We start from the raw sequence: 14644 nt of genomic DNA, 5'->3' as shown, positions 1-14644 counted from the left end.
TAAGCGGCGATTGGATACGCCTATGCAGCCCACAGCCACGATCCGCCATTTGAAGGCCGCCGGCGCACCGCCCCGGCTGTCTGCCTTTGCCCAATGGGCTGACCGTCATTTCAAGTGGCTGCTGGTCGCCCCCGCTGTGCTGCTGATATTGGCACTGTCGATCTATCCGCTTCTGTTCTCGCTGGTGGTATCCTTCATCAACTACGACTTCCAGGTGCCGGGCCACGCCTTTGTCGGATTGAAGAACTTCGAGCGGGTCGTGTTCGATCCCGTAGCACGTTGGTCGCTGTTGCTGACAGCATCGCTGTCGGGCATCAGCGTCGCTATAGAGTTCGTTCTCGGCCTCCTGGTGGCGCTGACAATGGTGCGCAGCTTTCCGGGCCGCGGTGTGATCATGTCGATCCTGATCGTGCCGCTGTTCATCAGCCCGGTCATCGTTGGCCAAGCCTGGACGCTGCTCTTACAGCGGCCTTTTGGACCGACCAACTATGTCCTGACGCAACTATTGGGGCAGGAGGTTACGATCGGCTGGATGACGGAGCGCCCGTGGCTCTACGTCTCGCTGATCATCGCCGATGTCTGGCAGTGGACGCCGTTCATGTTCGTCATCCTGCTCGCCGGGCTGACCGCAATCCCACCCAATCTCTATGAGGCGGCAGAACTCGACGGCGTCAACGCCTGGCAGGTTTTTTGGGCGATCACGCTCCCGCATCTCGGGTCGATGATGCTGCTGGCGCTGACCTTCCGTCTGCTCGACGCAATCCGTATGTTCGATACCATTTTCATCATGACAGGGGGTGGCCCAGGAACACAAACCTACACGGCCTCCTATTATCTTTATACCATAGGCTTCACGCAGTTTCATCTGTCGCAGGCAACAGCAGGAAGTTGGCTGTTCCTGATCTTTACGGCGCTCATCGTGACGTTGCTGGTGCGTCGGCTCTTGAAGGTGGAACCGGTCTGATGGCCGCCGTCGCGCCCGCCCGCCGCAGGAAACGCCGGTCGTTGCCGATCGGCCGAATTCTGCTGCTGGGGTTCTTCCTGGTGTTCGTGCTCTGGCCGCTCTACTGGATGTTCAACACCTCCATCAAGCCCAGCGACGACTACCTCACCGTACCGCCTGTCTGGTTCCCCGCCGCTCCGACGCTTGTCCACTACAAAGCTGCGCTGTTCGCCTATCGTGGTCTGGACGGGCTCATCAACAGCCTGATTATTTCGCTTTCGGCCACGGTGCTTTCGGCGCTGCTCGGCACGCTGATGGCCTATAGCCTGGCGCGCTACGACACCGGCGGCAAGCATCTGTCTTTCTGGGTGCTGTCGCAGCGCTTTTTGCCGCCGATCGGGATCGTGCTGCCGGTGTTCCTGATCTATCGCCAGGTCGGGCTCTACGACACTCATGTCGGCCTGATCATCGCCTATACGGTCTTCACGCTGCCGGTCTCGGTGTGGATGATGTTCGCCTATTTCCGCGGCATGCCGAAGTCGATGGAGGAGGCGGCCCTCGTCGATGGCTGCACGAGATGGGAGGCGTTCTGGCGCGTTGCCGTGCCGCTCGCAGCACCGGGCATCGTCGCGGCGGCTGTCTTCGCCTTCATTGCATGCTGGACGGAGTTCTTCTTCGCTCTGATCTTGACCAGCCGAACTGCCTTTACACTGCCAACGGTCTTCCGCGCCTTCATCGGCTTCCAGGGCGCGCAATATGGCGAAGCCGCGGCCCTTGCCATCGTCTCCCTTGTGCCATCGATCGCCCTTGGGGTCCTTGCTCAACGTCATCTGGTGCGCGGGCTGACGCTCGGCGCCGTTCGCGGTTAGGAAAGCTCCCGCATGGCCGAAGTCAAAATTACCGGCTTGCACAAGCGCTACGGCGCGTTCCATGCCGTGCGCGGGATCGACCTGGACATTCGCGACGGCCAGTTCACCGTTCTGGTTGGACCGTCCGGCTGCGGCAAGTCCACGCTGCTCCGGACCATCGCCGGCCTGGAGGAGATATCGGAAGGCACGATCGAGATCGGCGGCGAGGTGGTCAATGATTTCCGGCCGCGCGATCGCGACGTGGCAATGGTGTTTCAAGATTATGCGCTCTATCCGCATATGAGCGTGGCCAAGAACATTGGCTTCGGCCTCAAGGCTCGCAAGATGCCGAAGCCAGAGGTCGAGGTGCGCGTGGCCGAGGCGGCACGCATGCTTGGCATCACTCCCTTGCTGGGGCGTTTTCCGCGCCAATTATCCGGCGGCCAGCGCCAGCGCGTCGCCATCGGCCGCGCCATAGTCCGCAACCCGCGCATCTTTTTGTTCGACGAGCCGCTGTCCAACCTCGACGCACAGCTTCGCGACGAAATGCGCGGCGAAATCAAACGCCTTCACCAGGACATTGCGACAACGATGATCTACGTCACCCATGACCAGATCGAAGCGATGACGTTGGCTGACCGCATCGTGCTGATGCGCGACGGGTTGATAGAGCAGCAGGGCGCGCCACTCGAGTTGTTCGAGCACCCGGCCTCAACGTTCGTCGCTGGGTTCCTGGGTTCGCCGCGGATGAGCTTCCTGCCAGGTACCCTTGCCTTGGACGCAGGCGCCGCTGCCATCCGGCTCGCGGATGCACTGCTGCCTTTAGCGCGCGGCAGGGGGCTGAAGGGCGTCGCGGACGGACAGCAGGTGCTGCTCGGGTTGAGGCCAGAACACCTCACTCGTGCGCACACTGCAACGCCGGAGCAGGGCACGTTTCGCTATGAGGCAACGATCGACCTGCTGCAGCCGACCGGCTCGCGCAGTTACGCGACATTCCGACTGGCCGGCGCGCCGGTGATGGCTGAGCTGCAGGCGCACGATGTCAGCCGTCCGGGCGAGAAGCTTGCGATCGACATCAACATGAACCGGGCCTCGATCTTCGACGCCACGACGGAGCGCGCAATTTGACCTCGGCAGCTTCCCTGGCAGTCCGCTTGTGTGGCACCGAAGAGCTCGAGGCACCGCTGCGCACGCTGCGCGCCGGATCCTTGTCGGTCGCGTTCGACAATGGGGCGTTGCGTTACATCCACGTTGGGACGATCGAGGTCTTGCGCGGAATCTCGTTTCTTGTACGGGACGAAAACTGGGGAACATGTACCACCGTTCTCGATGATCTGCGGATCGACGAGAGGCCGGATGCGTTCGCCATTGAATACCGTGCAACATGTGCTGCAACATCCGGCCGCCTGATTTACCGGGCGCGCGTCTCAGGCCGTGGCGATGGTGCGCTGTCGTTTGTGGCGGAGGCAGAGCCCGAGACCGACCTTTTGACGAATCGGACCGGCTTCGTCGTCCTTCATCCGATCGAGGGCTTAGCCGGCAAGCCGATAAAGGTGCTGCATGAGGATGGTCACGACGAGCTATCGTTCTTGCCGGACCACATCGATCCAAAATGTCCGTTCACCGACATCCGGGCGTTGTCGCACGAGATCGCGCCTGGGATCTGGGCGACATGCACCATGGAGGGTGATGCCTTTGAGATGGAGGACCAACGCAATTGGTCTGACGCCTCGTATAAAACATATGTCCGCCCTCTGCGTCGCCCGTGGCCTTACAGACTGCCCAGGGGCCAGAAATTCACGCAGGCCGTCCGGCTTCACGTGTCAGGAACGCTCCCTGCCGGGACGTCTGAAAATCGCAATCCACTCATCAACCTGACGATCGGCGGACCGGTCGGCCGAGTGCCCCGCACTGGCGTCGGCGTCGCCGCCGACGAGGCAAAGCACGCGCTCGAAACCCCCGAGCTCCTACGACGAATGGCTCCCCAGTGGATGGTCTGCCAGGTCGATCTCCGGATCGCACACGGCCAGGACGAACTAGAAAGCTACGCCGCGCTCGCACGGCTGACCGGCGCTGGAGTGGTCCTCGAGATTATCACCAAGGGCACGCGCGATCCATTCGGCGAATTGGCGCCGGTCGCGGATGCTGTCCACTCACTCGGCCTCAAACTAGAAGCTGTCTCCGTCTTTCCGGCGCAGGACATGACATCCGTACAGCCGGGAGCACCGTGGCCGACTATGCCCAGCTTCCACGAAAGCTACTCCGCCGCTCGCCGGGCTTTCCCGGGCATCGCGCTGGGCGGCGGCATGGCCGCTTACTTCACCGAACTCAACCGCAAGCGTCCGCCAGCCGAAGCGCTCGACTACGTGACCTTCACCACCTGTCCAAGCGTGCACGCCGCAGATGATGTCTCGGTGATGGAGACACTTCAGGCAATCCCCCATCTAATCCGCTCCGCGCATGCTTTCATGGGGGAACGCTTGCCACTGCGTATCGGTCCCATCCAGCTCGGCTGCCGTGAGAACCCATACGGAAAATCCACTGCGCCGAATGAAGCGAACGCTCGCGTCTGTCTATCGCGCATTGATCCTCGTCAGCGCGGGCTGTTCAATGCGGCTTGGACTGTCGGATATTTCGCGGCCTGCGCTCGCGAAGGAATCGAGGCCGTCGCGTTCGGTGACTTCGCCGGCCCCTTTGGCCAAATCCATAGGAAGGCTGATTTCGTGCAGCCATGGTATGACCAGCAGGATGGCCCAACGGTCTATCCCGCTTTCCATGTCTTGGCTGGTCTCTCAAAGCTCGGCGGAGCCACCTTGCTGTCCGTACGAACTTCCGGCGCTGACGGCGTCGCCACGATCGCGGCTGAACAAGATCGCCGCGTGACCCTGTGGGTCGCTAACCTTACCGCCAAGACGCAATCTGTGCGGCTTTCGGATTCGCCGAGCAGCGCCCGCATTGCTCTTCTCGGCGCCGAGCAGTTCGAGCGGGCGGCAACCGATCCCGACTTCATGGAAAGTTCCGCAAGACCGCTGGATGATCAAAGCATCTCGCTTGGCGCCTACGCCGTCGCGCGAGTCGACCTCGATCGATCGTCTTAGGCCTAGCCGATGTTCGCTGTTTGGCCAAACCCCCGTAAAGATGAGGGTGGTAGTTCCATACTCTAAGGCAGCGCGTGGAATCCATCTCGCTTATACGTTGTACTATCGCGACGGCGACCAGGCTCGCCAGGTTCCGCCTGCCGAGACGCCAAGTTTTGAGGCCGCTCGCGCCGAAGCGATCCGTTGCGGAATCGGCCTGTTGGCTGATCTGGGCGATGACGATATGACCGGATGGTTAGTGCGCATGCGCGATCAGGCAGGCAACGAGCTTTGCACGATCAACGTCTGCGAGGCCGAAGCCGCACCGCAAACGGAAACAAGCCGGTTAGGCAGCACCGCTCACGTCTGTGTCGATATGCCGGCCCTTATTCAATTAGATCGTCGCCGGTCGGAACTTTTGTGATGTTGAGCCCTTGTCCATTGAACAGTGGAGGTACCAATGGCTAACCTGGGAAAATTGGCGATCGCGATGCTCGGCGTCTTGGCATACCAAAATCGCGACAAGATCGGCGACATGATCCGTGGAGCGGGCGATCGCAACCCAAATGATCCGCAAGGCGGGATTCTGGATCAGCTTTCAAAAGGCGTTTCGGGGACCGCGCTTGGCGATATTCTCGACCGGTTCAGAGGGGCAGGCGCCGGATCGAAGGTCGATTCGTGGGTAGGCACCGGGCCGAACGAGCCGATCCAGCCAAGCGAGGTGGAAGCAGCCATAGACGAAGACACCCTGACTTCCCTCTCGATGCAGACCGGCCTATCGCGCGAGGAGCTCATAAGCCGGATCACGCGAGATTTGCCTGAGGCCGTCAGCAAGATGACGCCTACTGGTGAATTGCCCGTTGAGGCGCCGAAAAGCTCCGGTGAGACGACCTTGCTCGACGACGTGCCATCGCACAGGACGCAAGCGAATTCAGGCGGTCAAAGCGATATCTAAGGTGACGGCTATCCATCAGGGAGAGATACTAAATCGTACTGGCGCGCGAGTTGGCATGATCGGGCAGGGCGGTCACGATGGTCATACAGCAAACGTACTTGCCGAGTTGGATCTATTGGCCGCGCTACTCGATTCCCGCTGGCGCATTCCAGGCACATCAATTCGTTTTGGACTGGATGCGCTCGTAGGTCTGGTTCCCGTACTCGGAGATGCGGCGACGGGCATTGTCTCGGCCTACATCGTCTTGCGAGCTCGAAACGTCGGTGCCGGAAATGGGTTGGTCGCCCGCATGCTAGGCAACGTGCTGCTGGATACGCTCGTAGGAAGTGTCCCAATTCTCGGCTCGATCTTCGACGTCTATTTTAAGGCGAACAATCGCAACATCACTCTGCTGCGCCGTCACATCAACAAGTGAGGCGGATAACCAATCGTCGCGATGCAATTCTTCTAAAAGGCTCGGAACCGACAGGGGCGCTGGGGCTTGAGTCGCGATTCCTGGAGTCGCGAGCATATGACCAGTGCCATTGACCGGCTTTCGTTCATCGAGTTCCAATCGCCCACACTGGTCGAGAAAGCTCCCGAAGGCGGAGATTGGCTTCACGAGATCAAATATGACGGCTACAGGACGCAGCTGGTCGTTGAAGGCGGAAAGGCGCGAGCATTCACGCGTCGCGGCTACGATTGGTCCCACCGTTACAAGAGGATTGTTCAGGCCGCGGCAAGCCTGCCGGTCAAATCCGCTATCATCGATGGTGAAGCTGTCGTCCTGGGCGACACCGGCCTGCCGGACTATCAAGCCCTGGAACGTGAGCTGGGCAACCCAAGTTCGCTGCGGATGACTCTCTACGCTTTCGACCTCCTGTACCTCGATGGCCGTGATCTACGGGAACAACCGTTAGTGAAGCGCAAGGCTGCGCTGAAGAAGCTGCTGACCGAAACCGAGCCAACCCTGACTTATGCCGAGCATCTGGAGGTGAACGGCAAGGATATGTTCGACCATGCCTGCCGGATGGGCATAGAGGGAATCGTATCCAAGCGAGCGGATGCTCACTACCGCTCGGGCGTCCAGACCAGTTGGGTCAAGGTCAAATGTGTCAAGAGCGACACTTTTCCAATCGTGGCTTTCGTCGAGAAACTTGGCGCGCAGCCGCGCCGCATCGCATCGTTGTACATCGGCAGGCGAGAGGGCGACCGGCTGCTTTATGCCGGGAAGGCCCAGACCGGCTATACGCTGGACGCAGCTCGGCGCGTTAGGGAGCGGCTTGATCCGCTTGTAATCGCCAAGTCACCGCTGTCGGAGCCGATCAAGAAGCCCAAGGCGACATGGGTCGAACCAGACGTTCTTGCCGAGGTGCAATTCAGTGGCGTGTCGGACCGGGGCATCTTGCGTGAGGCGGTCTTCAAGGGACTCCGCGAGGACCTTCAGGCAATCCCGCCCAAGCCTCCATCGCCGTCCAAGCGGAGGTCGGAAGGACAACACGGCGTCCCGCGCGAGAACATTCTCCAGCTGCTACCCGATGCGGTTGCACCTTCCAAGGAAGAGTTGGCAGACTATTGGCGGCGGGTCGCTGATCAAGCTCTAGTTCATCTCGTTCGGCGACCGCTGAAGCTGGTCCGCCACGCCTCTGGCGCAACCTTCTACCACAAGGGACCGCTACCTCGGATACCGTCGTCCGTGCACCAGCTCCGCGTTCAAAAGCGCGAAGGCGGCGAAGGCATTCGGGTATGGATAGATGACATGGATGGTCTGCTTGGCTTGGTCGAGATGGATGCCGTTGAGCTTCATCCTTGGAACGCGACGATTGAAGACATCGAACATCCGGACCGGCTCGTCGTCGACCTCGATCCCGGAGAAGGCGTGCCATGGGACGCTGTGATCGAGGCCACGCTGGCGCTACGGGGCATCTTGGAAGCGGCAGGCTTGGAGAGCTGGCCAAAGGTCACTGGCGGCAAAGGCATCCACTTGATGGCCCCGCTCGTTGCGAAGATGACCCATGACAGCGCCCGGAAACTGGCCAAGTCGCTCGCCCACCGTCTGGTTGATACCGATCCTGACCGATACCTGTTGTCAGCTGACCCCGCAGCCCGAGGAGGCCGGATCTTTCTCGACTATCTCCGCAACGGACGGGGCAATACCGCAATAGGCGCTTTTTCCCCGCGAGCGCGGCCCGGCTTCCCAATTGCCCACCCGGTCACATGGAAGCAAGTCGAGGCGGGCATCCGGCCAGACGTTTTCACGCTCGCGCAGCCTTTCAGACCCGCTCGTCGAAAAGCCGCGTGATGCGTCGCGACCATCAGCCGATATCAGCCCGTTTTCTTGCCTCGCGTTCGAGCCTCTTCCGGTCGTTGCCGTGTTCTCTGATTAGCTCGCGGACCTGTTCTGGCGTGATACGATGCTGTTTGGCGAAATAGCGAACCTCATAATCTTCATCGACTGATACACGATTGCGATCTCGAAAATCACGCTTGCTCTTATCGTCTGCCATTATCTTTCCTCCTGATCAGAGAAACAACGACCGACGTTGTATGTTCCCGGCGCCTCACTTCGGCCGCCAGAGGCGCGGGCTGTCCGACCGTACTGGGGCCGCAGGCATTGCGAAGGTGATCTGGCGAAAGTTGGTTGGCCAAAGGCGAGGGTGATTTCGTTTGCTGTTCGGGATAGCCTGACCGTCGATCGAGCCTGCCTGCGGGCCTCTTGGTTTTTTACGACGCCAGTCGGAACTCAGACGGGTCGCGGATGATTCAGATGCGCATCCGGGCTATCAACGAGGATCGTGAGCAAAATGGCGGGGGGTGACCACGAAGGCGACAAAACTGCGCTCCGGGAGCCCAAAGTTTCGTCTAGGACGCATGACCCGGGTCACAGCGCCGCGGCACGAGTTCGACTTCATCACCAAGGTCGGCCGCATAGACCACGCCGGAGCTCTCGCAATGTTGCAGAGGCATATGGGAGATATAGAGGCGGTCTTTTTCGGAACTGATGTTTTGGCTAAAGCGCTAGACCAGCCTGCCGAGTGACGCTCAGTTAATCCCTATCGCGGCGCCCAGCCAGCCTTTCCGTTGCCGCTCAGTAAGCCGGCACAAGGCGCGTGTTTCGCAACGGCAAGGCCATGGTGAACTGCAAGCCGTCACGATGGTAGTTCAATTCGATCTTGGCGTTGCATTGCACGGTCACCACTTTTTCCAGAAGTGTCGTGCCAAACCCCCGGCGACTGGGCTGCTCGACTTTCGGCCCATCTCGTTCCCGCCAGTCAAGATTGACGATCTGTGTATCGCCGGACCCGCCTAACGACCAGCGGACATCAAGGCGGCCTCCCGTTTGCGAAAGCGCGCCAAACTTCGACGAATTGGAGGCCAGTTCGTGGAAAGCCATCCCGACAGGGACCGCAATGTCGGCGACTAGCGCTACGTTCGGGCCTTCCATAACGATACGCGGCCTGTCGCGCGTCTCATAGTGGTCAAGCTCGCTTTCGAGCAGCTTGTGCAGCGAGGCAGTCTGCCAATAATCGTCGGTAAGCATCGAATGGGTCTGGGCCAGGGAAACGAGCCTGGCTGAAAAATCGCGTACGAAATCATCGACGTTGCCGCTCGACTTGGCCGTCGCGCCCATCATGGCGCGAACGTTGGCCAGCGTGTTCTTGACGCGGTGATGCAGCTCGCGGATGAGCAATTTCTGCCGATCGGCGACCTCCCGCTTCTGTTCGATGTAGGACTGGACCTCGCGCTGGCGGGCGCGGGCACGCAAGGCGGAGCGCACCGAGTTGGCGAGGCTCGAAGCCAGAAATGGCCGTTCAAGCACGATCAGATAGCGGTCCAGAAATGCCATCCGCGCGTCGACTTCGTTCCCCCGCATCGTCAGAAGCACGATCGGAAAATCCGACCATGCGGGTTGGGCTTCAAGCCAGGCCGCAAACTGCGTTCGATCGGAACTGAGCAGGGCCTCCTCGGCCACGACAAGGCACTGAGCCTCGTCGAGAAGCGGCACTGCCTCTTCCAAGCTGCCGCACACACGCGAGGCAATCTGGTTTGTAGCCAGGATGGAGGCCGCGATCCTCGCGTCACGGCCAAGCGGCGCCAGCACGAGAACGGCGGGGCTGGACGACATCATAACGCCTTGTCCCTCAGAAGGTCTGTCTGCTTGCCTTCAAATTCCGGAGATCCCATCAGGATGCCGCGGAATTGTTCCAGTGGCTCACCTATGGCCACGCCGTTACCGCCGATTTTAAACTCACGAATCGTCTCTTCGTGGGGGCCGACACGTTTCTTGACAACCGAAATCGCGCGTCTCAACTGACCTGCGTTCTCGAAGAAGCGCAGAAGCATGATGGAATCGCAGAGATAGGTCATGTCGACCGGCGCTGCCGTTTGCCCAAACAGCCCGTGATTGGCCAACAGCAGGATCGTCGCCACTGCCTTCTGATTGAGATAGGTGAGGATCTCGTGCATCTGAAGCACCAGATGTTGTTCTTCGGACATGGCATTGAGATAGCCAGTTAGGCTGTCGATCACGACGATCCGCACATTGGATTCTTCGACGGCCGCTTGGATGCGCGAAGACAATTCGCCTGGTGAAAGCTCAGCCGGATTGACAGATTCAAGCATCAGCGTGCCGTCCTCGGCAAACGGCTCCAGGTCCATGCCGAGCCCGGCGGCGCGCGCCAAGAAGATGCGCTTTGTCTCGTCAAACAACAGCACCAGCACACGCTCGCCACGCTCGAGTGCGGCATAGCAATAGGTGCAGGCAATTGTAGACTTGCCAACGCCAGACGGCCCCATCAGCATCGTGCTGGTACCACGGGCCAGCCCGCCGCCAAGCAGGGTGTCGATCCGGTTGTTGCTCATGGCCGGCGTATCATGCTCGGCCACCTCATGCTCGGCTGCAACGAGCCGCGGATAGGCGATAACGCCGCCTGGGCGAATGACGAAATCGTGAAAGCCGCCCCGGATCTGCACGCCGCGCATTTTGATCACGCGTAGCCGCCGACGCTCTCCACCATAGACGGGCGACAGCTGCTCCATCCGAATGACGCCGTGACTGATCGAATGCAAATTGAGGTCATCCTGCTCAGCGGTCAGGTCGTCGAGCATAAGCACCGTCACATTGTTGAGCATGAAGAAGCTCTTCAATGCCAACACCTGGCGCCGATACCGCAGTGACCCTTGCGATAAAAGTCGAATTTCAGAGAGCGAATCGAACACCACGCGATCGGGCCTGACGCGTCCGATCTCGACCATGGCAGACTGCACGGTTTCGCCGAGTTCCAATTCCGAGGAATGGATCAATGTCTGTAGCTGCGCAGGATCGAAACTGAGCTCCGGCGGCACAAGTTCAAGAATTTGCACCCCCTTCAGATCCCAGCCGTGACGGCCAGCAACCGAGAGCAGTTCGCGCTTGCTTTCTGACAAAGTGATGTAAAGGCATGTCTCGCCATTCTTGGCGCCCTCGATCAAAAACTGGAGGCCAAGAGTGGTTTTTCCAGAACCTGGTTTCCCTTCGATGAGATGGGAGCGGTTCCTGGCGTAGCCGCCACGAAGAATGTAGTCGAGGCCGCTAACTCCAGTTGTGATCGCCGAGGCGTCGTCTCTGTCCAACTAATCCCCCAATGTAATTTCGAGAACCAGATAACGACGGGCACCTTTCGCGGTTCCACGTCTCTCGGTGAGCGCCCTTGTCGTGAGACTCACGAAAAGGCGACAAGAAACGCGGCAAAAAAGGGCGCCGTACCTCTCGGAGCCCTTTTTCAAGTTCAGTTTGGAACCGGCGACCTACCAGCCTTGCCGGCCATACCAGTCATCGATGTCGCGCCGGGCGCGGTCCTTCTCAATGCCGTAGCGCTCCTGAATCTTGCCTTCCAACTGATCGCGGTTACCGGCAATACGGTCCAGATCATCGTCTGTGAGTTTGCCCCACTGTTCCTTGACCTTGCCCTTTACCTGCTTCCAATTGCCTTCGACACGGTTCCAGTCCATGGCACCTATCCTTGTTTGTTTCGGACTGAGAAAAACGCCGTAACGCTACCGGAGTTCCCGTCAAGTTTGAGCAGATCGACCGATCGAAGCGTGGCGAGGTAGGCGGCCCCGAAGCAACCCGCTCTGGAACGCGATGATGGCTTGCCGCGCCGGCTGTGTTCTCCACACTCTTGGCCACAGTCGCTCGCGAGACCAGCTTCGTTGGACAAACAGCGACAGGGATAGCGTGAAGCCAACTATGCTGCGTTGGTCATCCAAGCCTGGCGTCAGATACTAATTCTTGCTGTCGGGAGCCATGTTCCCTGCGGCTTTTGCCCTGAAGCGCCTTACCCGGCTGCGTGTGCCGCAGCTCTCATCCGAGCACCACCGCCTGCGCCCGCCACGTGAGGTGTCGATGAAAAGCCAACCGCAGTTCGGCCCGGTGCACTCGCGCACGCGGCGGCGGTCATTCCTGGACACCAAAAACTCGGCTGTCTCAAAGGCCACGCGGTGGCCGATCGTGTTCAGACTGGCTGCGTCGGTCCACTGCCAAGCGAGGCGGTCGCCGGACGGGAAAAGCGAGCGCTTCGGCAGGGCTAGGGCGACTGCATCGCGCACGATTTGCAAGGCATCGTCCGGCACCCGGGCGCCTGCCGCCTCGGCCTGGAGAGCCGCGTAAACGGCCTCGCGCAAAATCTTGGCCTTTTCCAATGCCGCCTCCGCAAGGAGCGGGCGGGCGGAAGCCTCCGCGAGCAGTGCTCGTGCCTCATCGACGTCGATCAAATCGGCACGTCCAGCCCAGACGACCAGGTCGGCATAGGTCTGTAAGAGGTCTGGCCCCCACACATCGCGTCGCGCGTCGACCGTGTTGACGAAGTCCAGGCAGGCGTGACCGCCAACCATGCGCATGTCGACGATAGTCTTCGCAAAATCCATCCCGGAAACATCGGTTGGCGGAACCGTATTGGCAAGAGGCCGTTGTAACGAAATAAACGTCTTTTGGCCGTTACGACGAACCAACAACGCCCAGCGAAGGCTGTTTCCGATGAACCGCAACACAGCGACATTTTTGGTTTTATGTGTGATCTGGGGCACCACGTGGATCGGTATCAAGGCAGGGATCGCCACCGTGCCGCCTCTGATGTTCGCAGGCACGCGTTTTACAGTAGCCGGCTTGCTGATCCTCAGTGCGACGCGCCTAAGGGGCGCTGCTCTACCACGGGTGGCCAAAAGGAGTTGGCCGCGCCTTTTCGTTGTTACGTTGTTCATGATTCCGCTTTGCTATGGCCCACTCTTTTGGGGCATGCTCTACGTCGATACGGGCACCGCGGCTGTTCTTGAGCTTTCGCTGACCCCCGTCACGCTGCTTGGGTTTGCGTTGCTTCTGGGAGACGAACGCTATGACGGCCGCAGGCTCTTTGCGATTTTGCTCGGTGCGGCCGGTCTGTGCATCCTGTTCGGGCCCGAGGCCTATGCTAGTTGGACACACGCAGACCAGCAGGGCAGGGGGCTCCGGCTGCTGGCGATGACAGCGGTGGCGTCGGCAGCTGTAATCTATGCATGGGGTTCGGTGCTCGCGCGGCCGCTTCTTGAGGTATATTCATCGGACTTCATCGCCGGCTTCACCACCCTTTTCGGGGGCGCATTCCTAATTCTCATCTCACTCGTTGTGGAGCCAGGCGCGGCCGCGGCTCTAAAAGGCGATTGGGGCTGGCCGGCTTGGGTCGGGTGGCTGTTCCTCGTGCTGTTTGGTTCGTTCATAGGCTACACACTCTTTATCCGGCTCCTGCACGAAATCGGCGCCTCGCGCGCCGGAGCATTTGCCTTCGTCTCACCCGTGATTGCCGTCGTGCTTGGCATCATCACCTACGGCGAGGAGGTTAGCCTGATCGACATCATCGGCATGGCTATCATGCTCTTCGCAGCGTTTCTTGCGCTACGCGAGCGCAAACAGGAAACATCATCCGCTTCCCCGCCGTTGATTCCACGCTCCGCGCGGGCCGATGGCAGAATATGAAAGACGGCGCGCGCATCCAGCCGCCAATCAGCCTTGAGATGGAAAAGCACAAGGTTCGCGTCTATGCGAAAAGAGGGCTTTCCCGGCAGCGTATCCCGCCTACACCGGCGGCGAGGAAAGCTCCAGCTCATATGAAAACACTAGTCGGCGAGGGATTTTGCCGAGTTGCTGTCAAGATTGCAGGCGGGATTTGAGGAAAAAATCGCGAGGCTGCAATCAGCGACCTATTCGTTCCGATCGCGATGCAGGCTATCCGCCAACGCGTCGACAAAGTGTCAGCCGCATCGCTTCAGTTCCGCCACCTGAACGCCGAGACGGAATGCCTGACCATCGGCATAAGAACGTGCATAGCTTTCTGCTTCGAACGGAAACGTCAGGGTGCTGCCGTAGGCGGTGACGCGGACCGTCCACTTCTTGTCGCGAACGAGTTCGACCGAATTGTCGGGCGACGTCATGATTTCCTCCGGCACCAGCAAGGCGAAGGCACGGATAACGTCGCAAAGGTCGTTTGAATGCAAACAATCCGACACGCTCATGTCGCTTGTTCTATACGCCCAGACTTTCTCTCGATTAGAGCAGCGCCCGGCTGCAATGTCGGTCGCGTTAAGTCCCCTAGCTGCCAAGACCTTTCCCATTGGGTCGGTCCCCTTGCGGCCTCACGCAGCGACCTTTCTGAACCCAATCGCCGAGATCGTCAGCCCGCAGTGTCTTCGAGAGAATAGCCGGCAAGCCGCAGGGTGCGAATGGCAACTCTGCGACGACTGCTTCAACAACTTTCGCGACTGGCTCATGTGAACGTCGACCACCTGGGCGCTCACACTGGCTTTCTGCGAGCAGCCAGCTGCGATGAATTCA

Annotated in this window: 15 protein-coding genes; 9 read left to right on the top strand and 6 right to left on the bottom strand. The window is 59.9% G+C overall.

Translation table 11 applies throughout. The features are described 5' to 3' along the window. The first annotated feature begins 22 nt into the window (after window positions 1-22). The 8 genes from X771_RS142930 (at window position 23) to ligD (ending at window position 8104) form a co-directional block, all read left to right on the top strand. Window positions 23-964 (top strand): sugar ABC transporter permease, encoded by a 942-nt coding sequence (locus X771_RS142930; protein ID WP_023669455.1) that lies wholly within the window; start codon window positions 23-25, stop codon window positions 962-964. Continuing rightward, window positions 964-1812 (top strand): carbohydrate ABC transporter permease, encoded by an 849-nt coding sequence (locus tag X771_RS142935; RefSeq protein WP_023827582.1) that lies wholly within the window; start codon window positions 964-966, stop codon window positions 1810-1812. The genes X771_RS142930 and X771_RS142935 overlap by 1 nt, the downstream gene beginning before the upstream one ends. A 12-nt stretch (window positions 1813-1824) precedes the next feature. Further along, window positions 1825-2919, top strand: a complete 1095-nt coding sequence (gene ugpC / locus X771_RS142940) for a sn-glycerol-3-phosphate ABC transporter ATP-binding protein UgpC (RefSeq protein ID WP_023669457.1) — start codon at window positions 1825-1827, stop codon at window positions 2917-2919. Continuing rightward, window positions 2916-4889 carry a hypothetical protein gene (locus tag X771_RS142945; RefSeq protein ID WP_023689442.1) on the top strand — a complete coding sequence of 658 codons (1974 nt, stop codon included), beginning with the start codon at window positions 2916-2918 and terminating at the stop codon, window positions 4887-4889. The genes ugpC and X771_RS142945 overlap by 4 nt, the downstream gene beginning before the upstream one ends. A gap of 97 nt (window positions 4890-4986) precedes the next feature. Next, window positions 4987-5292, top strand: a complete 306-nt coding sequence (locus tag X771_RS142950; RefSeq protein ID WP_023689441.1) for a hypothetical protein — start codon at window positions 4987-4989, stop codon at window positions 5290-5292. A 36-nt stretch (window positions 5293-5328) separates the two neighbouring features. After that, window positions 5329-5823 (top strand): YidB family protein, encoded by a 495-nt coding sequence (locus X771_RS142955; RefSeq protein WP_023682271.1) that lies wholly within the window; start codon window positions 5329-5331, stop codon window positions 5821-5823. Window positions 5824-5878: 55 nt separating this feature from the next. After that, a complete protein-coding gene (locus X771_RS0134635; protein ID WP_032905106.1) occupies window positions 5879-6238 on the top strand; it encodes a DUF4112 domain-containing protein in 360 nt (119 codons plus the stop codon). Window positions 6239-6334: 96 nt separating this feature from the next. Further along, the gene (ligD, locus tag X771_RS142960) at window positions 6335-8104 is read left to right on the top strand and encodes a DNA ligase D (protein WP_023689440.1); all 1770 of its coding nucleotides are present in this window, start codon (window positions 6335-6337) and stop codon (window positions 8102-8104) included. A gap of 13 nt (window positions 8105-8117) precedes the next feature. On the opposite strand, the gene X771_RS1000000167135 is transcribed toward ligD, so the two are convergent. From X771_RS1000000167135 to X771_RS1000000169350, 5 genes are all read right to left on the bottom strand, one after another. Continuing rightward, window positions 8118-8309 carry a DUF3606 domain-containing protein gene (locus X771_RS1000000167135; protein WP_023715431.1) on the bottom strand — a complete coding sequence of 64 codons (192 nt, stop codon included), beginning with the start codon at window positions 8307-8309 and terminating at the stop codon, window positions 8118-8120. A gap of 581 nt (window positions 8310-8890) precedes the next feature. Next, complete coding sequence (locus tag X771_RS142965) at window positions 8891-9931, bottom strand: sensor histidine kinase (protein WP_023689439.1); 1041 nt, start codon at window positions 9929-9931, stop codon at window positions 8891-8893. Beyond that, window positions 9928-11415 carry an ATPase domain-containing protein gene (locus X771_RS142970; RefSeq protein ID WP_023689438.1) on the bottom strand — a complete coding sequence of 496 codons (1488 nt, stop codon included), beginning with the start codon at window positions 11413-11415 and terminating at the stop codon, window positions 9928-9930. Before X771_RS142970 ends, X771_RS142965 begins: the two co-directional genes overlap by 4 nt. A gap of 174 nt (window positions 11416-11589) precedes the next feature. Beyond that, window positions 11590-11793: a CsbD family protein gene (locus tag X771_RS142975; protein ID WP_023669466.1), complete on the bottom strand. Its 204-nt coding sequence runs from the start codon at window positions 11791-11793 to the stop codon at window positions 11590-11592. Between the two features lie 273 nt (window positions 11794-12066). Beyond that, window positions 12067-12867, bottom strand: a complete 801-nt coding sequence (locus tag X771_RS1000000169350; protein ID WP_156936022.1) for a CGNR zinc finger domain-containing protein — start codon at window positions 12865-12867, stop codon at window positions 12067-12069. Between X771_RS1000000169350 and X771_RS142985 the strand changes: the two genes are divergently transcribed. Next, the gene (locus X771_RS142985; protein WP_023689436.1) at window positions 12818-13789 is read left to right on the top strand and encodes an EamA family transporter; all 972 of its coding nucleotides are present in this window, start codon (window positions 12818-12820) and stop codon (window positions 13787-13789) included. The genes X771_RS1000000169350 and X771_RS142985 overlap by 50 nt on opposite strands. A gap of 275 nt (window positions 13790-14064) precedes the next feature. Here X771_RS142985 and X771_RS1000000169345 read toward each other — a convergent pair whose 3' ends face one another. Next, window positions 14065-14424: a hypothetical protein gene (locus tag X771_RS1000000169345; RefSeq protein WP_245260695.1), complete on the bottom strand. Its 360-nt coding sequence runs from the start codon at window positions 14422-14424 to the stop codon at window positions 14065-14067. Between the last annotated feature and the right edge of the window lie 220 nt (window positions 14425-14644).

Source organism: Mesorhizobium sp. LSJC269B00 (assembly GCF_000502815.1).
Classification (GTDB): Bacteria; Pseudomonadota; Alphaproteobacteria; order Rhizobiales; family Rhizobiaceae; genus Mesorhizobium.
The sequence above is the reverse complement of the archived record's forward strand: the minus strand, read 5'-3'. Positions and strand labels throughout refer to the sequence as shown.